Here is a 24,363-nt window from a genome sequence, read left to right on the forward strand (position 1 = left end):
GGACCTCGCGCACCCGCGGCTGGTGGAGGACACCTGCCGGGTGCGCGCACTACTGTCGCGCCATGCTGGAGGTGTCGGTCCTCGGGCCGGTCGAGGTGCGCCGCGACGGGGCCGAGGTCGCCGTGCCGGCCGGGCGCTCCGCCGACGTGCTGGTCCGACTCGCCCTGGAGGGTGGGCGGGCGGTGCCGGTCGACCGGCTCATCGACGACGTCTGGGACGGCGAGGTCGGCACCGCCCGCAACACGCTCCAGTCGAAGGTGTCGCAGCTGCGCCGCGCCCTGGGCAACCCCGCAGCCCTGACGCTCGGGCCGGCCGGCTACGCCCTGCACGCCGACGTCGTCGACGTGGACGAGGTCGCGGCGCTGGCCGCGCGAGCGTCCGCTGCGGCCCGCGCGGGTGACCACCACGCCTGCGCCGACCTGGCGGACCGCGCGTTGGTGAGGTTCCGGGGGGAGGTGCTGCCCGACGCGGGTCAGGCGGCGTGGGTGGCACCGCACCGCACCCGGCTGGAGGAGCTGCAGCTCGGTCTGGTGGAGGACCAGATGGTCGCGCGCGTGGCGCTCGGCGGTGGGGTCGACACCGTTGCCGAGCTGCGGCGACTGGTCGAGCAGCACCCGCTGCGCGAACGCCTCTGGTCGGCGCTGGTGACGGCGCTCTACCGCAGCGCGCGGCAGGCGGAGGCGCTCGCGACCTACGCGCGGGTGCGCGCCCTCCTCGCCGAGGAGCTCGGCGTCGAGCCGGGTCCGGCGCTGCGACGGCTCGAGGCGCAGATCCTGCACCAGAGTCCCGCGCTGGGCGGTGCGGCCACGCCAGCGCTGCCCACGCCGGGGAACCTGCCGTCGATCGGCTCCGAGCTCGTCGGTCGAAGCACAGATCTCGCTGCCCTCGAGCAGCTCCTGCGCGAGCGTCGTCTCGTGACGGTGACCGGGACCGCCGGCGTCGGCAAGACGCGGACCGCGGTCGAGGCCGGCCGCCGGACGGCCGCACCAGCCGGCGTGTGGCTGGTGCGACTGGACGCCGTGCCGGCGGGAGAGGACGTGACCCGAGCGGTGGCTGAGACGCTGCAGGTCTCGGGCGGTGCGGCGGCCCTGGTCGAACGGCTGTCCTCGCCCGGCACGCTGCTCCTGCTCGACAACTGCGAGCACGTGGTCGACGCGGTGGCCGCCCTGGTGGTCACCCTGCTGGCCGGGGCCCCTGGGCTCCGGGTGCTGGCGACCAGCCAGCTGCCGCTGGGCCTCGACGGTGAGGCCGTGCACGGGCTCGCGCCGCTGTCCGCTGGCGAGGCGGAGTCGTTGTTCGTGGAGCGGGCGATGCAGGTGCGCCCGGGGGCCATCGCGTCGACGGACGGCGGGGACGTGGAACGGCTCTGCGCCGCCCTCGACGGGCTCCCGTTGGCGATCGAGCTGGCGGCGGCCCGCACCCGGTCGCTCTCCGTCGCCGACATCGCGCGGCGGCTCGACGAGCAGCCCCTCGCTCTGCTGCAGGACCCGAACTCCCGCGCCCCGCAACGTCGGCGCGCGCTGGGAGCAGCGATCGGCTGGGCCTACGACCTGCTCTTCCCCGACGACCAGCGTGGGCTGTGGGCCCTGTCCGTCTTCGCCGGCGGTGCCCCGACGGTCGCGGCCGAGCACGTCCTGGCCGCTCTCGACGTGCCCCGCGAGACGACGCTCGACGTGATCGACCGGCTGGTTGAGCGGTCGCTCGTCACCGTCGACACCGATCCACTCGGTGGGGCGCCCCGGCTGCGGCTCCTGGACAGCATCCGGGCCTACGCCTCCGACCGCCTCGCGGCGACGGGCCTCGAGGAGGTGGCCGGGCGGGCGCACGCCGGGTGGTGGGCGGAGGTGGCGGAGCGGTGCGCTCGGGAGGTGCGTGGTCCGGGCCAGTCACGGGTCCTCGACGTCGTGCGTGCCGACCGGGCCAACGTCGACGCGGCGCTCGCCTGGAGCGGGGCGCACGACCCCTTGCTCGGCTTGCGGATCGCCGCCGACCTCGGGTGGGCGTGGGTCGTCCTGGGGGACGGGGTGGCGGGTGCGCAGCGGCTGCGTGACGCCCTGGCAACCGCAGGCTCCGCCGCCGAACCCGGTGCCGCCGTGCGGGCACTGCTCGTCGCGGGCTGGCTCGAGGCCTCGGCAGGCAACGTGGCACAGGCCCAGGACGACCTGGACCGAGCCGCGGATCTTCTGGACGATGCCGACGAGGCGGGTCGGGCGGACCGGCACCGGCACACGGCCTTCCTGCGCATCCAGCAGGGCCGGCCGGTTGAGGTGGTCGCCGAGACGGCGGCGGCACTCGACCTCGACCGGCGCCTCGGCCGCGGCTGGGAGGTCGCGGCCAGCCTGCTGCTCGCGTCGTACGGGTCGATCATGCTTGGCGACACGCGCGCAGCCTCTGCCCGGGCTACCGAGGCGCTCGACCTGCTCTCGCCCCTCGACGACTCGTGGGGGATGGTCCACGCCCGCGGCATGCTCGGCGCGATCGCCCAGGCCGAGCGCCGGTTCGACGACGCGGCGACCGAGCTCGCCGCAGCCGCGGCGGAGTCGGAACGCAATGGCTTCCTCGGTCAGGCCGCCCTGCACCTGACCCGGTTGGGTCGCGTGGAGCAGCAGCGCGGCGACCGGTCGGCCGCCGTCGCCACCCTCGACCGCGCCATCGCCGCAGCCCATCGCGACGGTGACCAGCGGATCGCCGCCACTGCCCGCACCACGCTCGCGCGCGTGCTGCGCAGCCGGGGTGAGCTGCTCCCCGCGCTCGCCCTGCTCCAGCAGAACGAAGCCTGGTATGCCGGGTCTGGCGGCGACGGCGCGCTGCTCACCCAGGCGCTGCTCGCCGCGGTCGCCCGCGAGTCGGGCAGCCCGGGTCCGGACCTGGCTCTCGTCCTCGCGGCGGCGGAGGCGGCCGGCGACGGCGAGGCGCAGCTGGGCGCCTACGACGCGCTCGCCCGTGCCGCCGCCGAGGCCGGGGACCAAGCCGGTGCCGTCGCACTTCTTGCGCGCGCAGACGAGCTGCACGAGGGTCTGCGTCACCTGGTCGACGACGCCGACCGCCCCGACGCCATCGCGGCTCGGGCGGCTCTGCCTGGAGCAGCGTCGCGGCAGGACTGACGCGCGCTCCGGGTTTCCCGACTGGATCCTTGCCGGGTCTGACTCTTCCGTAAGGGTCTGACCTGCACGGATGGCCCTGAGAGCGGCATACTGGCTCCGTGGACGAGGAGCAGGCCGACAGCCACATCGAGCGCCAGCTCGGGGCCCTTCAGAACGAGGCCGCCGACCTGCGCGAGCAGCTGGGGAAGCTGAACGCACGACTCGAGGCTGCAGACTTCGTCAGCGACGAGCGACATGACCGCGCGGTCGTCGAGCGCCGGCGCACCGACCAGCTCGAGGTCAGGGCGGACGCCGGTGACGTCCGCGCCAGCGAGCAGGCGCGACGGTCGGACGACCAAGACCTGCGGATGGACGGCATCCGAGCCGACCTCGACGTCGACCGCGAGATGATCCACGCCCTGCAGGCCGAGGGCCTCGTGCGCGACGGCCAGGTGAAGAACCTCCAGGAGGCGCTGCGAACCGCACGACTCATCGGAGCCGCCATCGGCATCGTCATGGCGAGCACGAAGGTCGACCAGCCGAGCGCCTTCGAGGCGTTGCGACGCGCCAGCATGGACCGGAACCGCAAGCTCCGCGACGTGGCCGAGCAGCTCGTCCTGACCGGCACCCTCGACGACCCGACTGCCTGACCGCGACCGTCCCGCCGGCGGACCGCCCGGCGGGTAACGGTGCGTCCTTTCGCGCGGGCGACCACACTGTGTGGGCCACTTCCGGACTCGTGCGCTCGCGTATCGCCCTGGTTGAGGCAAGTAGGCGACGGCGTCATCCTCAAACAGTCGGGGGTGGCGCCGTCGTTCGACCGCCTCGACGTTCGGTCGAGCTCTTGGCGCCGGCATCCGCCCCACACATGAAGGTGCGTCGCCCTCCCGGGCCTGGTTCTCGTCGTCTCGTCGGTCTGTCCCTGACCTGGACGAAGTACTGGGCACACGGTGCGAGAGCCCGCCGCACCGCCTCTCGGCAGTGCGGCGGGCTCTTCGGCTCGCTCGTTCCTCGCTCACTCAGATGTCGCTGTTTCAGCCATCCGGCCGCATCCGTCCGGGATTGCGACCAGCGTGACACTGCAGCTTGCAGGATGTTGAATCACCTCAACGACGACCCGTGCCCCCATGCGCCCAACCCCGTCACGGGAAGGAGCCCATCATGCCTCGTGAGCTCGATGAGACCTGGCAGCTGCTCGACGACTTCGCAGCGGCGTCACGGCTCCTTCAGTTGGAAACTGAGAGGGGTGGTGCGATGCTCCCCGCGGTGTGCGAGCTGTCACTGAAGTTGGTCGGGGGCGACCACGCATCCATCACCACGGTTCGAGGCGGCAAGTTCGTGACCGCCGCGGCCACGAGCGACGTGCCTGCCAGCGCGGACCAGATCCAGTACGACACGAACCAGGGCCCGTGCCTCGAGGCGATCCGGGACGCGACGATGGTCAGGGTCGAAGACCTGTGCACGGACTCCCGATGGCCCGCGTTCGGTCAGGCGATCGTGGGAACTCTCGGGATGCGCAGCATGCTGTCGCACGTGCTGCCCGTCAGCGACGACGCGATCGGGGCCATCAACGTCTACGCGGCCCGGCCCAACGCCTTCACCAGTGAGCACGAGACCGTGCTGGCCATCTTTGGTGCCACCGCCACCGCGGCCCTGCGTGCGGCACGGGACGGCGGCAAGGCGCAGGAACTCGAGAAGGCTCTACGGACCAGCCGGCGCATCGGCGTCGCGCTCGGGATCCTCATGATCACTCGCGATCTCAGTCTCGACGACGCGTGGGCGCTGCTGTCCAAGACCAGCCAGAACAGGAACGTGAAAATCTCGGTGCTTGTCGAGCAGGTGCTGCAGGAGCGCAGCCTGGAGCTTGACGAGAGCTGAGCTGAAAGACGCCAGAGCCATGACCACCCTCGACACCTACGGGCACCTGTGGCCCGACGCAGACGAGTCCGCCCGCGCCGCCGTTGGTGCAGTGATGGCGGCGCGAGCGGACTCGCTGAGCAAAACCGTGAGTCTTGCGGACTAGATGCGGACCAGGAGCGCATCGCGAACGCAAAACAGCAGGTCAGACGGCCCCTGAGGGTCAGATGTCGAAGTACATCTCAAACTCGTGCGGGTGCGGGCGGAAGCGGATCGGGTCGACCTCGTTCTTGCGCTTCCACTCGATCCAGGTCTCGATCAGGTCCTTGGTGAACACGTCACCCTCGAGCAGGAACTCGTGGTCGGCCTCGAGGGCATCGAGCACCTCGGGCAGCGAACCGGGCACCTGGTCGATCGCGTCGTGCTCCTCCGGCGGCAGCTCGTAGAGGTCCTTGTCCACCGGCTCCGGGGGCTCGATCCGGTTCTTGATGCCGTCGAGCCCGGCCATCAGCATGGCCGAGAACGCGAGGTACGGGTTGGCCGACGGGTCCGGCACGCGGAACTCGACGCGCTTGGCCTTCGGGTTGTCACCGGTGATCGGGATGCGGATGCACGCCGAGCGGTTGCGGGCCGAGTAGACCAGGTTGACCGGCGCCTCGTAGCCCGGGACCAGCCGGTGGTAGGAGTTCACCGTCGGGTTGGTGAAGGCGAGCAGCGCGGGCGCGTGCTTGAGCAGTCCACCGATGTACCAGCGGGCGATGTCGGACAGGCCGCCGTAGCCGCGCTCGTCGTAGAACAGCGGCTCGCCGTCCTTCCACAGCGACTGGTGCGAGTGCATGCCCGAGCCGTTGTCACCGAAGATCGGCTTCGGCATGAAGGTGACGGTCTTGCCACCCTCCCAGGCCACGTTCTTGATGATGTACTTGAACTTCAGCACGTCGTCCGCGGCCTGCTTCAGGGTGTTGAAGCGGTAGTTGATCTCCTGCTGACCGGCGGTGCCGACCTCGTGGTGGGCCCGCTCGACCGACAGCCCGGCCTCCTCGAGGGCCAGCGTCATCTGGTCGCGCATGTCGGCGAAGTGGTCGACCGGGGGCACCGGGAAGTAGCCGCCCTTGTAGCGCGTCTTGTAGCCCTTGTTGCCACCCTCCTCCTCGCGGCCGGTGTTCCACGCGGCCTCGACGGAGTCGATGTAGTAGTAGCTGGCGTTCTGCTTGGTCTCGAAGCGCACGTCGTCGAAGACGTAGAACTCCGCCTCGGCGCCGAAGTAGGCGGTGTCGGCGATCCCGGTCGACTTGAGGTACGCCTCGGCCTTCGCGGCGATGTTGCGCGGGTCGCGCGAGTACTCCTCGCCGGTGAACGGGTCGACGATGGAGAAGTTGAGGATGAGCGTCTTCTCCTTGCGGAACGGGTCCAGGTAGGCGCTCGTCGGGTCCGGGACCAGCTTCATGTCGGACTCGTGGATGGCCTGGAAGCCGCGGATCGACGACCCGTCGAACATCTGGCCTTCCTTGAAGAAGTCAGCGTCGAGGCTCTTGGCCGGCACGTTGAAGTGCTGCATCACGCCGGGCAGGTCACAGAAGCGCACGTCCACGAAGACGACGTCCTCGTCCTTGATGAACTTCAGGACCTCTTCAGCATTGCTGAACAAAACCAACCTCCTGGGGTGGGGCGGGCGAGACCGCCCATGACTCAACTGGTGTCGCCGACGACACTAACGGGTGGGGATTTCTCGGCAATGACCCGAATGTTTCACCGGTGTTACGGCGTGAGAGGCTGGCGGCGTGGTCGACCGCAAGGACATCGGCTCCTGGCTCGAGGGGCCGGGTTCGCGCTCAGGTGCCCTCTCGGCATACCCGGGTGAACGCCTCGGTATGCCGCGCGGCGGGCGAGGTTCGATGGCTCGCTTCGGGCGCCGCCTGGTCGGTGTCCTGATCGACTGGACCGCCTGTCAGCTCATCGCCGCAGCGCTGTTCGACGTGCCGCTGCCGTTCGCCGGCGTGGCGTCCGGCAACGACACCCTCGTGCTGCTGGGGATCTTCGCGCTGGAGCACCTGCTCCTCGTGAGCACCACCGGCTACACGCTCGGCCACCGCGTCGTCGGCCTGCGCGTGCTGTCGATGGACGGGCAGCGTGCGCGGCCGTTCCAGGTGCTGGTGCGCACCGTCCTGCTGTGCCTCTTCCTCCCTGCCATGTTCTGGGACAAGGACGGTCGCAGCCTGCACGACAAGGCGGCCGGGACCCTGATCGTCCGCAGCTGACCCGAAGGCGGCGCGGATCCGCCAGCGCCGGTAGGGGCCTGTCAGCGCCAGCACGGACCCGCTGGCGACGGACAAGGGGAGGTCAGTGACGGAAGACATCCCGGATCCGCCCCGTGGCGTCGCCGAGGATGTCGATGATCTCGCGGCTCTGCTCGCTGGTCAGGCCGTGCCGCTTCCAGGCGCTGCGCGCCTCGGACCTCAGCTCCGCCACGGCCTGCTCGAGGTCGCGGATCGCACTGGGGTCACTGCCTTTCCAGCCGTTCCATGGCTCCTGGCCACCGACGGGGGTCGCGGTCCGACGGGCTTCCTGGGCCGCGGCCCGCAGCTCGGCGCGCAGGTCCTGGGTCTGGCCACGCACCCGGGAGCGCACCTGCTCGGCGAGCTCGCGCACCGACAGGTCGAGGTCGGACTCGAGGCTCGAGAGCTCGTCCTGCCGCGCGTCGACCTCGCGTCGCCCGGAGTCGGTGATCCGGTAGATCGCCTTGCGCCCCTCGTCGGACCGCTCGACCAGGCCCTCCTCCTCGAGCTTCGCGAGCCGCGGGTAGACCGTGCCGGCGCTGGGGGAGTAGAGCCCGTTGAACCGGTGCTCGAGGTCCTGGATCACCTCGTAGCCGTGCCGGGGTCCCTCGTTGAGCAGCGCCAGCAGGTAGAGCCGTAGCTGTCCGTGCGCGAAGACCGGGCTCATGCGGACGCGCCCGTCCCGGCCGAGGCTCGCAGCACGACGACGTTGCCCGACACCGCGTTCGCCTTGAGGCGCAGGCCGCCGTCGCCGTCGGTGAGCCGGGTGCCGGCACTCCACGACTGCTTGTGCATCGTGTGGCCGTCGATGACGACCTGGCCGGAGGCCGTGTTGGCGGTGACGTCGTAACCGCCGTGCGGGGCCCGCACCGTCACGTCTCCCGAGACGGAGGTCGACTTGATCGAGGCGGCGCCGTTGAGCAGGTCGAGGGCGACGTCACCGCTCACCGTGTTGATGCTCACCTCCGGCACCTCGCTCTGCTGCGCGGTCACCGCACCCGACACGGAGTGCACCTTGAGGGCGCCGCGCACGTTGCCGCACTCGACCTCGCCGCTGACCGTGTTGATCGAGACGTCGCCGACGATGTCGTCGAGGGTGATCGATCCCGAGACGGTGTTGGCCTTGGCCCCGGATCGCATCCCGGCCAGCAGGCCGCTCGCGGTCACGGTGCTCACGGACGTCTCCGCGTCCTCGGGGATCGAGATGCTCAGCGCGACCCGGTTGCGCTCGAGCCCGTCGAAGGCCTGGCGCACCCGGTCGAGGATGCGGTTGGAGTCGACACCGTGGGTGATCTTGAGCTTGGAGCCGTCCCAGGTGACCTTGACCGGCATGCCCTCGACCTGGGCGATCTCGACGCGGGCGGTGGGGGAGTCGTTGTGGGTGACCACGTCGACGCGGCCACCGACGACGGCGACACTCAGCCGACGGACCTGCTCACCGGCGCCGCCGACGTCCAGCACCCGGGGGCTGTCGATGGACCATTCCTCGCTCATGGGTTTTCCTCTCGCTCATCACATTCGCGCTATATCGCGTTCTCGGCACTCACGTTATATCGCGTATGGCGGGTTGGCAAGCCCCGCTCCGAGTGGCCCTGCCAGACTGGGCGCCGTGAGCCGCATCGCCCTGTGCACCTGGTCCGACCCGTCCTACGTCGACCCCGAGCCGCCGGCCATCGCCGGCGAGCTGAGGAGCCTGGGGCACGAGGCCGAGGTGGTCGTCTGGCACGATCCGGCGGTCGACTGGGCGACCTTCGACCTCGTCGTCATCCGCTCGACCTGGGACTACTTCGACCGCCTCCAGGAGTTCCTCGACTGGGCCGACCACGTGCACTCCGTGTCACGAATCATCAACAGCCCCAGCGTGATCCGGTGGAACTCGCACAAGGGCTACCTCATCGAGCTGGGGGAGGCCGGCATACCCGTCCTGCCCAGCCTCGCCCTGCCGCGTGGCGCCGGCGACGCAGTCGAACGCATGCTCGCAGCCGGCTGGGGCGAGGTCGTGATCAAGCCGGCCGTCGACGGCGGGGCCAGGGGCGCCCTCAAGGCGCCGGCCGGCTCCTCGGAGGCGGCGACCCACCTGCGCGCACTCGTCGGGGCCGGCGACACCATCGTCCAGCCCTACGCCCCCAGCGTGGCCGCAGGGGAGGTCTCGCTGTTCTTCTTCGCCGGTGGGCTGTCCCACGCCGTCCGCAAGGTGCCCAAGCCGGGGGACTACCGCGTGCAGGCCCTGCACGGAGGCAGCGAGCAGCCGCACACCCCCACGGTGGCCGAGCGCGACGTCGCGACGCGGGCGATGGAGCTTGCGCCGGACGCGCTGGTCTACGCGCGGGTGGACCTGATCGACGTCAACGGCCAGCCCACCCTGATGGAGCTGGAGCTGATCGAGCCGGATCTCTTCCTGCGGGTCGCGCCGGGTTCGGTGGCGCGCTTCGCGGCGGCGGTGGCGGCCCAGGTCGCACCCGTCTGAAGGAGCCCGATGGCGGGTCTCGATCGTTCAAGAGGTCACGGAACGGTCACGAAATGAGAACGCTCCCACGCAGGTCTTGACCGTGCGGGCCATCCGGTCCCACTCTGGCCGGGAGCGCTCCCATGAGGGGGCCCGACGAAAGGTGCAACGGTGCACTCACGCTCTCGCTGGCTGGTACCCGCAGCCGCAATGATCGCCACGGCCGCCCTCACCGCCGCCTGCGGCGGGGACCCCGGCGGCTCCACCTCCTCATCCGGCGAGAAGGTCACGCTGCGGGTGAGCACGTTCGGCAAGTTCGGCTACACGGACCTCTACAAGCAGTACATGAAGGACCACCCCAACGTGACGGTCGTCGAGACCGCGGAGGGTGACCTCGGCAAGTACAACACCCAGCTGATCCAGCGGATCGCCGCCGGCTCGGGGGCCGGTGACGTCGTGGCCATCGAAGAAGGTCAGGTCGTCAACTTCCTGCAGAGCGCTGACAAGTTCGTGAACCTGCAGCAGTACGGCAGCAACGAGCTCAAGGACAACTGGCTGCCCTGGAAGTACGCGAACGCCACCACCGCCGACGGCAAGACCACCATCGGGCTCGGCACCGACGTCGGCGGCCTGGCGATGTGCTACCGCAAGGACCTGTTCGAGAAGGCCGGCCTGCCCACCGACCGCGTCGAGGTCGGCAAGCTCTGGCCGACGTGGGACGACTACATCACGACCGGCCAGAAGTACCAGGCCGGGATCAAGGACGCGAAGTCGCACTTCGTCGACAGCGCCACCAACACCTACAACTCGATCCTCATGCAGTCCGGTGACCACACCTACTTCGACCGCAGCGACGCACTCGTCATCGACAGCAACCCGGCCGTGAAGTCGGCGTGGGACGAGTCGCTCAAGATGGTCGACGCCGGCCTGTCGGCCAAGCTGAAGTCGTTCTCGCCGGAGTGGAACGCCGGGTTCAAGAACGGCTCGTTCGCGACGCTCGCCTGCCCGGCGTGGATGACCGGCTACATCAAGGACCAGGCCGGTGCCGCCAACTCCGGGAAGTGGGACATCACCACCGTCCCCGGCGGCGGTGGCAACTGGGGTGGCTCGTGGCTCGGGGTCCCGACGCAGAGCAAGCACCAGAAGGAGGCCGTCGAGCTGGCCAAGTTCCTCACCACCGGCGACAGCCAGCTCGCGGCGTTCAAGGCCGCCGGCAACCTGCCCTCAAACCCCAAGCTGTACACCGAGGCCGCCCTCAAGGACGCCAAGAACGACTACTTCAACAACGCGCCCGTCGGTGAGCTCTTCGTCGCCGGTGCCGCCAACCTGAAGCCGGTCTACCTCGGCGCCAAGAACCAGCCGGTCCGGGACGCGGTCGAGAACGCGCTGCGGGCGGTCGAAGGTGGACAACGGTCGGCCTCGGCCGGCTGGAACGAGGCCATCTCCGCAGCCCAGAAGGCAGCGAAGTAGACCTCGTGACCACGACCACCGCAGCACCCACGGCGCCACCGGGTCAACGCCCGGCCCGGTGGCGCCGCTGGCTGCGCCGAGCCGACACCCGCCTCTCGCCCTACGCGATGGTGTCGCCGTTCTTCATCCTCTTCGGGGTCTTCGGCCTCTTCCCGCTGCTCTACACGGCCTGGGTCTCGGCCCACGACTGGAGCCTGCTGGGCGGTGACCAGGGCTGGCTCGGGCTGGGCAACTACTCCGAGCTGATGCAGGACAAGGACTTCTGGAACGCGATGCTGAACACCCTCGGGATGTTCGTGGTCGCGACCGTGCCGCAGCTCGTGCTCGCGATGGTGCTCGCCCAGATGCTCAACTCGCGGCTGCGCGGGGCGACCTGGTGGCGGATGGGGATCCTGCTCCCGAACGTCACCTCGGTGGCCGCCGTCGGGATCATCTTCACGATGATGTTCAGCCGAGACTTCGGGCTGTTCAACTGGATCCTCGGTCACGTCGGCCTCGACCCGGTCGACTGGCAGGACCACCGCTGGTCGTCGTGGCTGGCGATCTCGACCATGGTCGACTGGCGCTGGACCGGCTACAACGCGCTCATCCTGCTGGCCGCCCTGCAGTCGGTGCCGACCGAGATCTACGAGGCCGCCCGGATCGACGGCGCGAAGGCCTGGCGGACGTTCTGGTCGATCACCGTGCCGATGCTCCGGCCCACCCTCATCTTCGTGTCGGTCGTCGCCACGATCGGCGGGACCCAGCTGTTCACCGAGCCCCTGCTCTTCAACCCCGGGGCGAACTCGATCGGCGGCGGCACCACCGGCCAGTTCCAGACCGCCGCGATGTACCTGATCCAGCAGGCCTTCACCGGCCAGCGGTTCGGCTACGCGGCCACCATCGCGTGGGTGCTGTTCCTGTTCATCGCCGTCTTCTCGGCCGTCAACGTGCTGCTGCTGCGGCGCATCCGGTCGGCGGAGTGAGGTGACCATGACCCAGGTCCAGCTCCCCGCAGCCGCCACCCCGATCGTGGCACCGCGCCCCGAGCCGGTGAGCCCGCGACGCCGCCGGTCCCTGGCCCGGCTCGCCCAGCAGAGCACCGGTGCCACCCCCGCCAGCAAGCTCGTCTACCTGTGCCTGGCGCTGTCCGTCCTGCTCTCGGCCGGCCCGCTCTACTACATGGTCGTGATGGCCTCGCGGCCCAACAGCGACATCACCTCGGTGCCGCCACCCCTCACCCCGGGCGACCAGCTCGGCACCAACGTCTCGCGGGTCTTCGCCAACCAGGACGTGATGTTCGGGCAGGCCATGGTCAACTCCGCGCTCGTCGCCGGGGTAGCCACCGTGTCGGTCGTTGTACTGTCCGCGCTGGCCGGGTTCGCCTTCGCGAAGCTGCGCTTCCGGGGCCGGAACGCGTTGCTGCTCATCGTGATCGGCACGATGATGGTGCCGGTCCAGCTCGGCCTCGTGCCGCTCTACATGCTGATGGGCAAGCTCGGCCTGGCCGGCACCCTGCCGTCGGCGTTGCTGCCCTTCCTCGTCAGCGGCTTCGGCGTGTTCATGATGCGGCAGTATGCCGCGCAGGCAATCCCGAACGAGCTGATCGAGGCCGCCAGGGTCGACGGGGCCTCGACGTTCCGCATCTTCTTCTCGGTCGTCTTCCCGATCCTGCGGCCGGCCGCGGCGGTGCTCGGGCTGCTCACCTTCATGGAGCGGTGGAACGACTTCCTGTGGCCCTACCTCACCCTCGACGTCGAGCACCCGACCGTGCAGGTCGCGCTGTCCCGGCTCTCGGGTGGCTACTACACCGACCAGGCGCTGGTGATGGCCGGGACCCTGCTCGGGACCCTGCCGCTCGTCATCGTGTTCATCGTGTTCGGCCGCCAGATCATCGGCGGCATCATGCAGGGCGGAGTCAAGGGATGACCATGCCGGACCACCAGGACCTGGGCCACCGGGACCTCCAGAACCAGCCCGACCACGACCACGGCGCGCTCTCGCGCGGCGACTTCCCCCCGGAGTTCACCTGGGGCGTGGCGACGTCGAGCTACCAGATCGAGGGCGCCACCTCCGAGGGCGGCCGCGGACCCTCCATCTGGGACACCTTCTCGGCCACCCCGGGTCGGGTCGTCGACGGGGACAACGGTGACGTCGCCGTCGAGCACTACCGGCGCTACCAGCAGGACGCCGACCTGATGGCCGGGCTCGGGGTCGACGCCTACCGCTTCTCGGTCGCCTGGCCACGGATCCAGCCGACCGGCTCGGGGCCGGTCAACCAGGCGGGAGTCGACTTCTACAGCCGGCTCGTCGACGCACTCCTCGAGCGCGGCATCACGCCGTGGGCGACGCTCTACCACTGGGACCTCCCGCAACCACTCGAGGACCTCGGCGGCTGGCCGAGCCGTGACACGGCATACCGGTTCGCGGAGTATGCCGCGCACGTCGCCGACGCCCTGGGCGACCGGGTGAAGCACTTCATCACCCTCAACGAGCCGTGGTGCTCGGCCTTCCTGGGGTACGGCAGCGGGCGGCACGCGCCGGGCCGCTCCGACGGCGCGGCCGCGCTTGCCGCCGCGCACCACCTCATGCTCGGCCACGGGCTGGCGGTGCAGGCGCTGCGCGAGCGGGTGCCCGACGCGCAGGTGGGGATCACCCTCAACCTCTACCCGGTCACCGGCGCCCATGACGGCCACGGTGTGGACGACGCCGTGCGGCGAATCGACGGACTGTCCAACCGCTGGTTCCTCGACCCGGTGCTGCGTGGCGCCTACCCGAAGGACGTCGTCGAGGACGTCGCCCACATCAGCGACCTGGCGTTCGTGGCGGATGCGGACCTCGAGACGATCAACGCGCCGCTGGACTTCCTGGGGGTGAACTACTACACCCGGCACGTGGTGGCGCCGGGCGCGTTCCCCGGCACCGGGCTCGTCGAGTTCACCGACCGTGGCCTGCCCACGACGGCGATGGGCTGGGAGGTCGACGCCGACGGGCTCTTCGACATCCTCACCCGGGTGACCCGTGACTACGGCGACCTGCCGCTGGTGATGACCGAGAACGGCGCGGCCTTCGACGACGAGGTCGGCGCGGACGGGACCGTGCACGACCCCCGACGCATCGACTTCCTGGCCGGCCACCTGGCCGCGGCGGCCCGCGCCGTGCGGGCCGGGGTGCCGCTCCGCGGCTACTTCGCCTGGTCGTTGATGGACAACTTCGAGTGGGCCGAGGGTTACGCGAAGCGGTTCGGGATCGTGCACGTGGACTTCGACACGCAGGAGCGGACGGTCAAGGACAGCGGACGCTGGTATGCCGCCTTCCTCGCCGGGGACCGCACGCAATACTGAGCGCATGAGGCACAGCTCGTGAGCACCGGCAACGGCGGCCAGCCCACGCTCGAGGAGGTGGCGGCGCGCGCGGGTGTGGGCCGCGGCACCGTCTCACGAGTGGTCAACGGATCACCCCAGGTGTCGGAGCGCACCCGCGTGCGGGTGATGCGGGCGGTCGACGAGCTGGGCTACGTGCCCAACATGGCGGCGCGGGCGCTGGTGACCCGCCGCACCGGTGCCATCGCCCTGGTGATCAGCGAGCCGGAGGAACGGATCTTCGGGGAGCCGTTCTTCGCCGGCGTCGTCCGGGGCATCACCACGGTCGTCGGGGAGGCCTCGCGACAGCTGGTGCTCGCCCTGGTGCAGACCCGTGAGCAGGTCGACCGGCTCGACACCTACCTCACCCCGCAGCACGTCGACGGCGTGCTGATGCTGTCGGCGCACGACGCCGACACCCTGCCCGGACGGATCCAGGGCCGCGGCCTGCCGGTCGTCTTCTGTGGCCGCCCCGGGGGCGCCGGGGAGATGAGCTATGTCGACGTCGACAACACTGGCGGTGCCCGCGAGGCGGTCACCCACCTGGTCGAGAGCGGCCGCGCCGTGGTCGCGCTCATCGCCGGACCCCAGGACATGATCGCCGGCCGGGACCGCCTCGACGGCTACCGGCAGGCGCTGGCCGCCGCGGGTCGCGAGGTGGACGAGTCCCTGGTCGAGGCGGGCGACTTCAGCGAGGCCAGCGGCGCCGCGGCGATGACCGCACTGCTCGCCCGCCGCCCCGACATCGACGCGGTCTTCGCGGCGAGCGACCTGATGGCGCTCGGGGCGCTCCGGGTGCTGCGCGAGGCGGGGCGCAGCGTCCCCGAGGACGTGGCGCTGATCGGTTTCGACGACGGTCCGCTGGCCGCGGTGGCCAACCCGCCACTCACCACGGTGCACCAGCCGATGGAGCAGCTCGGCCGCGAGATGGCGCTGATGCTGCTCGGGCAGATCGGTGCCGGGGGAGTGAGCACCCCTGAGCAGCTCGTGCTCGACACGTCGCTGGTCGAGCGCGCCTCCGGCTGACGAGGTCGTGTGCCTGAGCGCGGTCCCTGGCCCGCGCTCAGGCACACGACCCGACGGGCTCAGCGGCCGCGCATCGCCTTGCGGTCGACGCGGGCGCGCATCGGGTCCATCCCGGCGGGGATCGGCGGACGCAGGCCGCCGAGCGACTTGAGCCGCTTGTTGACCGCAGACACCTCCTCCTTGGTGAGGACCGGCTTCATGCGGGTGATCTTGCTGCCGAGCTTGCGGATCGGCACCTCGTTGTCGCCGTCGCCGACCACGACCGACGTGACGGGCACACCGGGGGCGACGCGCTCGACCTTCTTGCGCTCCTGGGTCAGCAGCTTGCTGCGGCGGGCGTCAGGGCCCTCGCCGATCAGCACGATGCCGGGACGACCGAGGGCGCGGTAGACGAAGGCAGCTCCGGCGACGTCCTCCGGCCGGGTGCCACGCGCACCGTCGACGGCCACCGGCTGCTGGTCGTAGAACCAGCCCCGACGCAGCGCCCCCAGGGCCGCTCCCGCGGCTCCCGGCTGGCCCTCGAGCGAGCGGTAGGCCGCCCGCTCCGCCTTGCGCGACAGGACCAGCGTCGCCGCGAGCAGCCCGAGGGGGACCGACAGGATGAGGGCGTAGACCCAGTGACCCACCAGGAAGCCGATGCTCACGCCGACCGCGATCACCGCGACGAACGCCAGCAGCATCCACCACGGGATCGTCGGGTCCGCCTTGCGCGACGCGGTGAAGACCTGACGGATCTGGGCGAACCGGCCCGGCTCCTTGGGCGTGTCCGACTGCTGCTTTTCCTTGCGGGCCATGAGGGTCAGGATACGGGGTCAGGCGGGGGTGCCCAACACGCCCGGCTTGCGGGCGGCGACCAGCGTCGAGGCCTCCTGGCGGGCCGGGTCGCCGGCGGCGTCGGCGAGGTGCTGGAGGTGCTCGGGGATGTCGCGCCCCCACTGGCGCATGGCCGTGGCCCAGAGGCGGCCGGCGCGGTAGGACGAGCGCACCAGCGGTCCGGCCATCACGCCCTTGAAGCCCATCTCCTGGGCGACGTCGCTCCAGTGCACGAACTCCTCCGGCTTCACCCAGCGGTCGATCGGGTGGTGCAGCTTGGACGGGCGCAGGTACTGGGTGATGGTGAGGATGTCGCAGCCGGCGTCGTGCAGGTCGCGGATCGCCTGCTCGACCTCGTGGTCCTCCTCGCCCATGCCCAGGATCAGGTTGGACTTGGTGACCAGCTCGGCGTCCCGGGCCATCGACAGCACCTTGAGCGACTTGTCGTAGGTGAAGGCCGGGCGGATCTGCTTGAAGATCCGCGGCACGGTCTCGAGGTTGTGCGCGAACACCTCGGGGCGGGCGTCGAAGACCTGGCCCACCAGCTCGGGCTTGGCACCGAAGTCGGGCGGCAGGATCTCGACGCCGGTGTTGGGGTTCTTCTCGTGGATCTGGCGGATCGTCTCGGCGTAGAGCCAGGCCGCGCCGTCGGGCTGGTCGTCGCGGGCGACCCCGGTGACGGTCGAGTAGCGCAGCCCCATCTGGGCCACCGACTCGGCCACCCGTCGCGGCTCGTCGCGGTCGAGGGCCTCAGGGCGGCCGGTCGCGATGTCGCAGAAGTCGCAGCGGCGGGTGCAGACGTCACCGCCGATGAGGAAGGTCGCCTCCCGGTCCTCCCAGCACTCGAAGATGTTGGGACAGCCGGCTTCCTGGCAGACCGTGTGCAGCCCCTCGGTCTTCACCATCGAGTGGAGCTTGGTGTACTCGGGACCCATCTTCGCGGTGGTGCGGATCCACTCGGGCTTGCGCTCGATCGGCGTCTCGGCGTTGCGCGCCTCGACGCGCAGCAGTCGGCGGCCCTCGGGTGCGATGGTCACGAAGACTCCCTTGCCTTCCGTTCGGTGCGCCACCAGCAGCCGGTATGCCGCGGGGCACGGGTGCGCCCGGAGGACACCGGGCGTCCCTCAAGACTACGCCTGTCGCCCCGGCCCTATTCCGCCCCCTCACGTCGGGGGTGGGGGTCAGGCGCTGACGTGACGGCTGTGGAAGAGCACACGGGTCAGCAGGTCGACGGTGGGGCCCACGAGCAGCGACACCAGCAGCGTGCCCGGGCCGACCGCCGCGCCGAGTGCCCAGCCACCGAGCGCGCTGACCGCCTGCAGCACCGTGTAGCTCCACCGGAAAGGCAGCGGCGGGTCGAAGGCGATGGCAGCCCCCTCGGCCGGGCCCGCACCGGTGTGCGAGGCGAGGTAGCCCGCCACCCCCAGGGACACCAGCACGAACGCGATCCCCAGCTCGACGAAGCGAGGTCCGAGTCCCGAGGGAGTGGGCAGCAACGGCGAGACCGCGCTGACCGTGCCGCCGACGACCACGGTCTGCACGATCGTGCCCACGCCGGGTCGCAGCCCCCGGCTCCAGGCGAGGGCGATGAGGAGGATGCCGACGCCACCGTTGACCACCACGAACGGCAGGCCCGACGTCGACGTCAGGCCGGACATCAGCGTCGAGTAGCCGTCCGAGCCCAGCGCCGCGTCGAGCAGCACGGCCACGCCGGCGCCGAGGACGACACAGCCGATGACGAGCTGGGCCAGTCGACGGGGGAGTGCGGCGGGCGTGGGGGACCCGGCAGCATCGCCGGGGTGTCCCGGGCTGCCGACGACCTCCTCCGCGGGCTGGTCAGGCACCGGAGGCGAGGACGTCGCCCAGGTGCTTCTCGGCATACGGGAGCACGTCCTGGACGGTGACCACCCGACCGGCCTCGCGGGTGATCGAGCTGACCCCGGCGTCGTCGATCCCGCAGGCGATGATGTTGTCGGCCCAGGAGAGGTCGGCGTCGCAGTTCAACGCGAACCCGTGCATGGTGACCTGCCGGCTGACCCGCACGCCGATGGCGCCGAGCTTGCGGTCGGGGCCCCGGTCGTCGGCCAGCACCCACACCCCGCTGCGGCCCTCGACCCGCGTCACCTCCACGTCGAACTCGCGACAGGTGCGGATCATCACCTCCTCGAGCCGGCGCACGTGGGCGACGACGTCGATCGGCACGCCGTGCAGGCGCACGATCGGGTAGCCCACGAGCTGTCCCGGACCGTGCCAGGTGATCAGGCCACCCCGGTCCACGTCGATGACCGGTGTGCCGTCGAAGGGTCGCTGGTGCGGTTCGGTGCGCTTGCCCGCGGTGTAGACGGCCCGGTGCTCGAGGAGCAGGACGGTGTCCTCGGCCCCGTCGACGACGGCGGCGTGCACCTCGCGCTGGTGGGCCCAGGCCGCCTCGTAGTCGACGAAGTCGGGGGCGAAGCCCACGTGTTCGAACCGCATGCGGCCAGCGTACGCCCGCCCCCTAGGCTGGCCGGACACACCATCGAGCTTGGGGAGCACTCTGATGCGGTCGCGCTGGGCAGTCAGGTTGGTGGCCCTCGCGGCCCTCCTCGTGTGGCTGGGTCTGGCCGGCGTCGGTGGACCGCTGGTCGGCCGGCTCTCCGAGGTGCAGAAGAACGACAACGCGTCGTTCCTGCCCGCGAAGGCGGAGTCCACCGAGGTGATGCACGAGGTCGCCAGGTTCAGCGACACCGAGTCGCTGCCGTTCATCCTCGTCATGGAGGGTGACGGCAAGGTCGGCCCGGCCCAGCAGGCCGCGGCGCAGAAGTTCGTCGCTGCCCTGCCGGACCGCGAGCTCGACCTGCCCGGCGACCCAGCCCTGTCGAAGTACCTCACCGAGACGCCCCAGGCCGCCATCCCCAGCCAGGACGGCGCCGCCCTGCTACTGGTGGTGCCGATGAACGCGGTGACCTCGGCCGAGACGATCGGGGACACCTCGCCGCTGTTCGCGGCAGCCGACACGCTACGGGCCGCCGCGAAGGCCGACCTCGCCCCGAGCGGCCTCACCACCTACGTGACCGGGCCGGGTGGGGTCACCGCCGACTTCGTCACCGCGTTCGCCGGGATCGACGGCATCCTGCTCGGTGTCGCGCTCGGGGTGGTCTTCATCATCCTGCTGGTCGTCTACCGGAGCCCGATCCTGCCCTTCGCCGTGCTGCTCACTGCGGTCTTCGGCCTGGCTGCTGCCGCCCTCGCGGTCTTCCCGCTGGCGAAGAACGACGTGATCGGGCTGTCCGGGCAGAGCCAGGGCATCCTGTCGATCCTCGTGGTCGGCGCCGCGACCGACTACGCCCTGCTGCTGGTGTCGCGCTACAAGGAGGAGCTGCACGACGAGGCGAGCACCTGGGTGGCGATGAAACGGGCGTGGCGCGGAGCCGTCGAGCCGATCGCCGCCAGCGCCGCCACCGTGATCCTCGGGCTGCTCTGCCTGCTGCTCTCCGACCTCGGCAACACCTCCGGCCTCGGACCGGTCGGGGCCCTGGGCATCGCGGGCGCGCTGGTCTCGGCCCTCACCTTCCTGCCCGCGGTGCTGCTGCTGATCGGCCGGGCGGCGTTCTGGCCAGCCGTCCCCAAGCTCGACCACGTGCACGCCCAGGACAAGATCGGCACGCGGGGACTCTGGGGGCGGGTCGCCGCCCTCGTGGGCAGCCACCCGCGGCGCACCTGGGTCCTCACGCTCACCGCGCTGCTGGCCCTGGCTGCCTTCGTCCCGACCCTCAAGGCCGACGGGATCAGCCAGTCCGACCTCTTCCTCGACAAGGTCGAGTCGGTGACGGGTCAGGAGGTGCTGGCCAAGCACTTCCCGGCCGGCTCCGGCAGCCCGATCCAGGTCGTCGCCCCCGAGGGCAAGACCGACGCGGTGCTCGCCGCCCTCGGGCGCGAGGACGGCGTCAACGACCCGTATGCCGGGGCGGCACCGGGTGCGCCGGCCAAGGTGGTGGACGGCAAGGTGCTCGTGCAGGCCACCCTGACCGAGGCCGCCGACAGCCCCGCGGCCACCGACGTGGTCAAGCGGTTGCGCACCGACCTCGACTCGGTCGGTGACGACGTCCGGGTCGGGGGACAGACCGCGATGAGCCTCGACGTGCTCGACGCCAGCAACCGCGACCTGAGGACGATCATCCCGGCGATCCTGCTGGTGATCTTCGTCGTGCTGGCGCTCCTGCTGCGCTCGCTCGTGGCCCCGCTGCTCCTCGTGGTCGCGAACGTCGTGTCGTTCGGCGCGACGATGGGCGTCGCGGCGATCGCGTTCAACCACGTGTTCGACTTCCCGGGGTCCGATCCGTCGACGCCGCTCTACGGGTTCGTCTTCCTCGTCGCGCTGGGCATCGACTACTCGATCTTCCTCATGACGAGAGTTCGCGAGGAGGCCGCGGAGCAGGGGACCAGACGGGGCATCCTGGTCGGGCTCGCCGTCACGGGAGGCGTGATCACCAGCGCCGGCGTGGTGCTGGCCTCGACCTTCTCCGCGCTCGCGGTGCTGCCGATCCTGTTCCTCGTGCAGATCGCGTTCATCGTGGCGTTCGGCGTGCTGCTCGACACGCTCGTGGTGCGCTCGCTGCTGGTGCCGGCCCTGAGCCACGACATCGGCCGCCGGATCTGGGCCCCCAGCGCCCTGTCCCGCGGCAAGGAGTGAGCGGCGGCACCGAGTGAGCCGCGGCTGCCCGCCTAGGGGTTGGGCAGGCGGCGCGGCTCGATCCGCTCCTCGACGGCCCGATCGCCGTCGCGGGTCACGATGAAGGCGCCCTTGCCGTCCCGCTCACTGACCGCCTCCACGAGCTCGGTGCCGTGGTAGACCAGCCCGACACCGTCGTCGGTGCAGTGCGTCGTGGGCAGGGTGCCGTCGGCCACGAGTCGCTGCACCAGCGGTCGGCGCCGTGCCTCCGAGTCGTAGTGCACGCCGTTGCCGTAGGGCAACAGCCCCAGCCCGTTGGTCACCGCCCGCAGCTCGGGGCCGAACGAGTCCGTCGTGCCCCCGGCATACCAGCAGATCGATCCGGCCGAGACGCCGGACAGCACCACACCGGCCTCCCAGACCCGGCGGAAGACACCGCGCAGGTCGTGGACGTCCCACATCGCCAACAGGCCCGCCACCGACCCGCCGTTGACCCACACGACGTCCTGCTCGAGCAGGTGACCCTCGATGTCGTCGAGGCTCGGCATCGGGAAGAGGTAGAGGTTGGTGAGCTCGAACCCGGCCACCCGTGCCGCGTCGTCCATGTCGGCGGCGAGTGAGCGCTGGTCGCCACAGGCGGTCGGCAGGTGCGTCACCCGAGGTCGGCCGGTCGCCCCCGACAGCTCGACCGCGTGGTGCACCAGGGCGTTGAACTCGAAGGCGGTGCGGTCGGCCGGACGGTAGCCGCCGGAGGTGGCCAGGATGGTGGGCTGGTCTGCAGGCATGCTCCGACTCTAGGGGGGTGCCTGTGGACAACCGGCCGGGTGGTCGGTCGCGGCTGGGCAGACTCGGGGGGTGACCTCCGCCCGCCCGCTGCCACCACCGGTCGTGCCCGGCTACGCGCTGGGTGAGCTGCTCGGGCAGGGATCCGTCGGCACCGTCTGGTCTGCGAACCGTGCGACCGACGGCCGCAGCGTGGCGGTCAAGGTCGTGCCGGTGACCGATCCCGACCGGGTGCACGCGCTGGCCCGCGAGCTCGCGGTGCTGGGTGCGGTGCAGGTCGAAGGCCTCGTGGCGTTCCACGAGGCGGTCGCCCTGGTCGGCGGGGTGCCAGCGGTGGCGCTGGTCCTGGACCACCTGGCCGGCGGCTCGCTGGAGCGTGCCGTCAGGGCCCGCGGTCACCTCAGCGTGGGCGAGTCGGTCACCGTGCTCGCCCCCGTGGCGCGAGCCCTCGCCGGCCTGCACGGGCTCGGAGTGGTGCACGGCGACCTCACGCCCGGCAACGTCCTGCTGGCCAGGACCGGGCAGCCCTACGTCGCCGACCTCGGGGTCGCTCGACTCGCCGGTGAGCTGCCCGGCAGCCTTTGGGGCACACCGGGTTTCGTCGCGCCCGAGGTGCAGGAGCTCGGCCGGCTCAGCACCGCCTCCGACGTGTATGCCGTGGGTGCGCTCGCGTGGTGGTGCGTCACCGGCCGTCCGCCGGAGCCGGCGGCAATGCGACCGCCGCTCGAGGAGCTCGCACCCGGGCTGCCGGCCGCGTGGGCCGAGGTGACGACGCAGTCCCTGCTCGGAGACCCCTCGCTGCGCCCGACGGCGGCCGAGCAGGCGCTCGCCTACTACGACTCGGCCCCCTGTGCGCCGCTGCGGCTGGTGGTCGGCACCGATGAGACCTCCCTGCTCACCCAGCGGCTCCGGCGCCCGGCCGCACCCGCTCCGGTGGCTGCCGAGCCCCGCGGTCACCCGTGGTCGTGGTCGCCGTCGCCGCGGCAGTCCGCCGCCCTCCTGACCCTGACCCTCCTCGTGACCGGCCTGGGATATGGGGGGCTCGTGGCCGCCGACGTGCTGCGACGTCCCGACTGGCTGCGGACGATGGCGCCGTCCGCGTCAGCTCCGACGCCGACTCGGCCCGCCGCCCCGGCACCGTCGAGCTCCACCGCACCGTCGAGCTCCACCGCCCCGTCGAGCTCCACCGCCCCGTCGAGCTCTGCCGCAGCGTCGCGCCCCGCGGATCCGACGGCGGCACCCTCGAGCCCGCCGGCCCGCAGCGCCACCGCGCGTCCGGCCACCGGCGCGGGCGACGCGCTCGCGAGGGACCGCACCGCGCCCGAGCGTGACGCCCGCGGTCTGGTCAGTGCCCTCGCCGAGCTGCGCGCCGACGCGATGACGGACCGCTCGTCAGCGCTCCTCGCGCAGCTGGACGCCCCTGGCTCTGCTGCCCTCGCACAGGATGCGGCACTCCTGGCCGAGCTGACCGCCTCGGGCAGCGCGTGGCAGGGGATCGCGTTCGACGTGGGTCCGGCCCGCACCGTCACCCACACCCCTGCGACGGCGACGGTCGACGCCGCGGTCGGGACGGCGGCATACCGGGTCGTGGAGGCGGGTGGCCGGGTCGTACCGCGACCGGCAGAGCCACGCCGGGTGGTCCGGTTCGAGCTGGTGTGGTCGGACGGACGATGGCGGATCGCGACCATCTCCGACCCGGTGGGCTAGGAGCGCTGTGCGAGCACCCAGCGCAGTGCCGAGGCGACCGTCTGGTCCTGGTGCGCGAAGCCTGACTCGAGCAGCCGCTGCGGCACCGCCCGCTTGCTGGTGAGCACCTCGTCGGAGAACCCGCCCAGCACCAGCTTGATGCCGAAGGCGGGGGCAGGCAGGAGGGCGGGGCGGGAGATCTGCCGTCCGAGCTCGCGGGCGATGTCGACCTGGTGGTCGGGGTGCGGGCCGACGAGGTTGACCGGTCCCTGGATCTCCGGGTGGTCGAGGAGGTGTGCCAGGCCGGCCACCGTGTCGCGCAACGAGATCCACGGCCACCACTGGCGGCCGTTGCCGAGCGGGCCGAGGATGCCGGCCTTGGCGAGCGGGATCATCCGCTCGAGCGCCCCACCGTCGGGAGCGAACACCAGCCCGGTGCGGGGATGGGCCACGGGCAGGCCCGCGTCGCGAGCCGGGTCGGCCGCAGCCTCCCACGCGCGCACGACCTCGCTGAGGAAGCCGGTGCCGGGGGCGGAGTCCTCGGTGAGCACCTCGTCGCCGCGGTCACCGTAGACGCCGACCGCGGCACCGCTGACGAGCCGGACCGCCTGGCCCTGGTCGGCCAGGGTCGCGAGGGTGGTGGCAACGGTCGCCGTGCTGCCGACGCGGGAGGCGAGGATCTGCTGCTGGTAGGACGGCGTCCAGCGCTTGTCACCGACGCCGGCCCCGGCCAGGTTGACCAGCCCGGTGACCCCGGCGAGGTCGGCCGGGTCGAGCCGTCGGGCGGCCGGGTCCCACTGGACCTCGTCGGGCGCCGTCGCGGGGCGCCGCACCAACCGGACCACCTCGTCGCCGCGCTCGCGCAGGAACGCCGACAGCGCGCCGCCGATCAGACCGGAGGCACCGGTGATGGCGACGCGCTGTGGCACGA

21 protein-coding genes are annotated in these 24,363 nt (G+C 71.3%); 12 read left to right on the forward strand and 9 right to left on the reverse strand.

Features of this window, described 5'->3' with window-relative positions:
* Nucleotides 1-62: 62 nt before the first annotated feature.
* The 3 genes from BLQ34_RS03265 (at nucleotide 63) to BLQ34_RS03275 (ending at nucleotide 4,961) form a co-directional block, all read left to right on the forward strand.
* A complete protein-coding gene (locus BLQ34_RS03265; protein WP_091781442.1) occupies nucleotides 63-3,104 on the forward strand; it encodes a BTAD domain-containing putative transcriptional regulator in 3,042 nt (1,013 codons plus the stop codon).
* Nucleotides 3,105-3,202: 98 nt separating this feature from the next.
* Complete coding sequence (locus BLQ34_RS03270) at nucleotides 3,203-3,733, forward strand: ANTAR domain-containing protein (RefSeq protein WP_091781445.1); 531 nt, start codon at nucleotides 3,203-3,205, stop codon at nucleotides 3,731-3,733.
* A 511-nt stretch (nucleotides 3,734-4,244) separates the two neighbouring features.
* On the forward strand, nucleotides 4,245-4,961 hold the full coding sequence (locus tag BLQ34_RS03275; RefSeq protein WP_091781448.1) for a GAF and ANTAR domain-containing protein: 717 nt from the start codon (nucleotides 4,245-4,247) through the stop codon (nucleotides 4,959-4,961).
* Between the two features lie 202 nt (nucleotides 4,962-5,163).
* On the opposite strand, the gene glnA is transcribed toward BLQ34_RS03275, so the two are convergent.
* Entirely contained in the window at nucleotides 5,164-6,588 is a 1,425-nt protein-coding gene (glnA, locus tag BLQ34_RS03280) for a type I glutamate--ammonia ligase (protein ID WP_091781451.1), read from the reverse strand.
* Nucleotides 6,589-6,721: 133 nt separating this feature from the next.
* Here glnA and BLQ34_RS03285 point away from each other — a divergent pair, with 133 nt between their 5' ends.
* A complete protein-coding gene (locus tag BLQ34_RS03285) occupies nucleotides 6,722-7,198 on the forward strand; it encodes an RDD family protein (RefSeq protein WP_091781454.1) in 477 nt (158 codons plus the stop codon).
* Nucleotides 7,199-7,280: 82 nt separating this feature from the next.
* Here the strand turns inward: BLQ34_RS03285 and BLQ34_RS03290 are convergent, their stop codons facing one another.
* Nucleotides 7,281-7,883, reverse strand: a complete 603-nt coding sequence (locus BLQ34_RS03290) for a PadR family transcriptional regulator (protein WP_091781457.1) — start codon at nucleotides 7,881-7,883, stop codon at nucleotides 7,281-7,283.
* A complete protein-coding gene (locus BLQ34_RS03295; protein WP_091781460.1) occupies nucleotides 7,880-8,710 on the reverse strand; it encodes a DUF4097 family beta strand repeat-containing protein in 831 nt (276 codons plus the stop codon). Before BLQ34_RS03295 ends, BLQ34_RS03290 begins: the two co-directional genes overlap by 4 nt.
* 115 nt (nucleotides 8,711-8,825) lie before the next feature.
* Here BLQ34_RS03295 and BLQ34_RS03300 point away from each other — a divergent pair, with 115 nt between their 5' ends.
* The 6 genes from BLQ34_RS03300 (at nucleotide 8,826) to BLQ34_RS03325 (ending at nucleotide 15,499) form a co-directional block, all read left to right on the forward strand.
* On the forward strand, nucleotides 8,826-9,683 hold the full coding sequence (locus BLQ34_RS03300) for an ATP-grasp domain-containing protein (protein ID WP_197674767.1): 858 nt from the start codon (nucleotides 8,826-8,828) through the stop codon (nucleotides 9,681-9,683).
* A 189-nt stretch (nucleotides 9,684-9,872) separates the two neighbouring features.
* On the forward strand, nucleotides 9,873-11,132 hold the full coding sequence (locus BLQ34_RS03305; RefSeq protein WP_091781466.1) for an ABC transporter substrate-binding protein: 1,260 nt from the start codon (nucleotides 9,873-9,875) through the stop codon (nucleotides 11,130-11,132).
* Between the two features lie 5 nt (nucleotides 11,133-11,137).
* The gene (locus BLQ34_RS03310) at nucleotides 11,138-12,097 is read left to right on the forward strand and encodes a carbohydrate ABC transporter permease (RefSeq protein WP_231961423.1); all 960 of its coding nucleotides are present in this window, start codon (nucleotides 11,138-11,140) and stop codon (nucleotides 12,095-12,097) included.
* 7 nt (nucleotides 12,098-12,104) lie between these two features.
* A complete protein-coding gene (locus BLQ34_RS03315; RefSeq protein WP_091789186.1) occupies nucleotides 12,105-13,040 on the forward strand; it encodes a carbohydrate ABC transporter permease in 936 nt (311 codons plus the stop codon).
* Between the two features lie 2 nt (nucleotides 13,041-13,042).
* On the forward strand, nucleotides 13,043-14,455 hold the full coding sequence (locus BLQ34_RS03320; protein ID WP_091781472.1) for a GH1 family beta-glucosidase: 1,413 nt from the start codon (nucleotides 13,043-13,045) through the stop codon (nucleotides 14,453-14,455).
* 18 nt (nucleotides 14,456-14,473) lie between these two features.
* Complete coding sequence (locus tag BLQ34_RS03325) at nucleotides 14,474-15,499, forward strand: LacI family DNA-binding transcriptional regulator (protein ID WP_091781475.1); 1,026 nt, start codon at nucleotides 14,474-14,476, stop codon at nucleotides 15,497-15,499.
* 59 nt (nucleotides 15,500-15,558) lie between these two features.
* Here BLQ34_RS03325 and BLQ34_RS03330 read toward each other — a convergent pair whose 3' ends face one another.
* From BLQ34_RS03330 to lipB, 4 genes are all read right to left on the reverse strand, one after another.
* A complete protein-coding gene (locus BLQ34_RS03330) occupies nucleotides 15,559-16,293 on the reverse strand; it encodes a DUF4191 domain-containing protein (RefSeq protein ID WP_091781478.1) in 735 nt (244 codons plus the stop codon).
* 18 nt (nucleotides 16,294-16,311) lie between these two features.
* Nucleotides 16,312-17,349 (reverse strand): lipoyl synthase, encoded by a 1,038-nt coding sequence (gene lipA / locus BLQ34_RS03335; RefSeq protein ID WP_091781481.1) that lies wholly within the window; start codon nucleotides 17,347-17,349, stop codon nucleotides 16,312-16,314.
* A gap of 144 nt (nucleotides 17,350-17,493) precedes the next feature.
* Nucleotides 17,494-18,156 carry a YczE/YyaS/YitT family protein gene (locus tag BLQ34_RS03340; protein WP_091781484.1) on the reverse strand — a complete coding sequence of 221 codons (663 nt, stop codon included), beginning with the start codon at nucleotides 18,154-18,156 and terminating at the stop codon, nucleotides 17,494-17,496.
* Nucleotides 18,149-18,787: a lipoyl(octanoyl) transferase LipB gene (gene lipB, locus BLQ34_RS03345; protein WP_091781487.1), complete on the reverse strand. Its 639-nt coding sequence runs from the start codon at nucleotides 18,785-18,787 to the stop codon at nucleotides 18,149-18,151. The genes BLQ34_RS03340 and lipB overlap by 8 nt, the downstream gene beginning before the upstream one ends.
* Before the next feature lie 64 nt (nucleotides 18,788-18,851).
* Between lipB and BLQ34_RS03350 the strand changes: the two genes are divergently transcribed.
* A complete protein-coding gene (locus tag BLQ34_RS03350) occupies nucleotides 18,852-20,984 on the forward strand; it encodes an MMPL family transporter (protein ID WP_091781490.1) in 2,133 nt (710 codons plus the stop codon).
* 32 nt (nucleotides 20,985-21,016) lie between these two features.
* Here BLQ34_RS03350 and BLQ34_RS03355 read toward each other — a convergent pair whose 3' ends face one another.
* Nucleotides 21,017-21,748, reverse strand: coding sequence for a Type 1 glutamine amidotransferase-like domain-containing protein (locus BLQ34_RS03355; RefSeq protein WP_091781493.1), 732 nt, complete (start codon nucleotides 21,746-21,748; stop codon nucleotides 21,017-21,019).
* 70 nt (nucleotides 21,749-21,818) lie between these two features.
* On the opposite strand from BLQ34_RS03355, the gene BLQ34_RS03360 reads away from it, so the two are divergent.
* Entirely contained in the window at nucleotides 21,819-23,453 is a 1,635-nt protein-coding gene (locus BLQ34_RS03360) for a serine/threonine-protein kinase (RefSeq protein WP_091781495.1), read from the forward strand.
* Here the strand turns inward: BLQ34_RS03360 and BLQ34_RS03365 are convergent.
* Complete coding sequence (locus tag BLQ34_RS03365) at nucleotides 23,450-24,361, reverse strand: TIGR01777 family oxidoreductase (RefSeq protein WP_091781498.1); 912 nt, start codon at nucleotides 24,359-24,361, stop codon at nucleotides 23,450-23,452. The two genes, BLQ34_RS03360 and BLQ34_RS03365, sit on opposite strands and share 4 nt — an antisense overlap.
* Between the last annotated feature and the right edge of the window lie 2 nt (nucleotides 24,362-24,363).

The organism is Pedococcus dokdonensis (genome assembly GCF_900104525.1).
Classification (GTDB): domain Bacteria; phylum Actinomycetota; class Actinomycetes; order Actinomycetales; family Dermatophilaceae; genus Pedococcus; species Pedococcus dokdonensis.

Excerpts from the sequence above, each read along its gene's own strand:
- BLQ34_RS03315 (WP_091789186.1), top strand. The coding sequence starts at position 12,105 with ATGACCCAGGTCCAGCTCCCCGCAGCCGCCACCCCGATCGTGGCACCG.
- BLQ34_RS03350 (WP_091781490.1), top strand. The coding sequence starts at position 18,852 with ATGCGGTCGCGCTGGGCAGTCAGGTTGGTGGCCCTCGCGGCCCTCCTC.
- BLQ34_RS03320 (WP_091781472.1), top strand. The coding sequence starts at position 13,043 with ATGCCGGACCACCAGGACCTGGGCCACCGGGACCTCCAGAACCAGCCC.
- BLQ34_RS03275 (WP_091781448.1), top strand. The coding sequence starts at position 4,245 with ATGCCTCGTGAGCTCGATGAGACCTGGCAGCTGCTCGACGACTTCGCA.
- BLQ34_RS03295 (WP_091781460.1), bottom strand. The coding sequence starts at position 8,710 with ATGAGCGAGGAATGGTCCATCGACAGCCCCCGGGTGCTGGACGTCGGC.
- BLQ34_RS03305 (WP_091781466.1), top strand. The coding sequence starts at position 9,873 with ATGATCGCCACGGCCGCCCTCACCGCCGCCTGCGGCGGGGACCCCGGC.
- BLQ34_RS03290 (WP_091781457.1), bottom strand. The coding sequence starts at position 7,883 with ATGAGCCCGGTCTTCGCGCACGGACAGCTACGGCTCTACCTGCTGGCG.
- BLQ34_RS03265 (WP_091781442.1), top strand. The coding sequence starts at position 63 with ATGCTGGAGGTGTCGGTCCTCGGGCCGGTCGAGGTGCGCCGCGACGGG.
- lipB (WP_091781487.1), bottom strand. The coding sequence starts at position 18,787 with ATGCGGTTCGAACACGTGGGCTTCGCCCCCGACTTCGTCGACTACGAG.
- BLQ34_RS03355 (WP_091781493.1), bottom strand. The coding sequence starts at position 21,748 with ATGCCTGCAGACCAGCCCACCATCCTGGCCACCTCCGGCGGCTACCGT.
- BLQ34_RS03330 (WP_091781478.1), bottom strand. The coding sequence starts at position 16,293 with ATGGCCCGCAAGGAAAAGCAGCAGTCGGACACGCCCAAGGAGCCGGGC.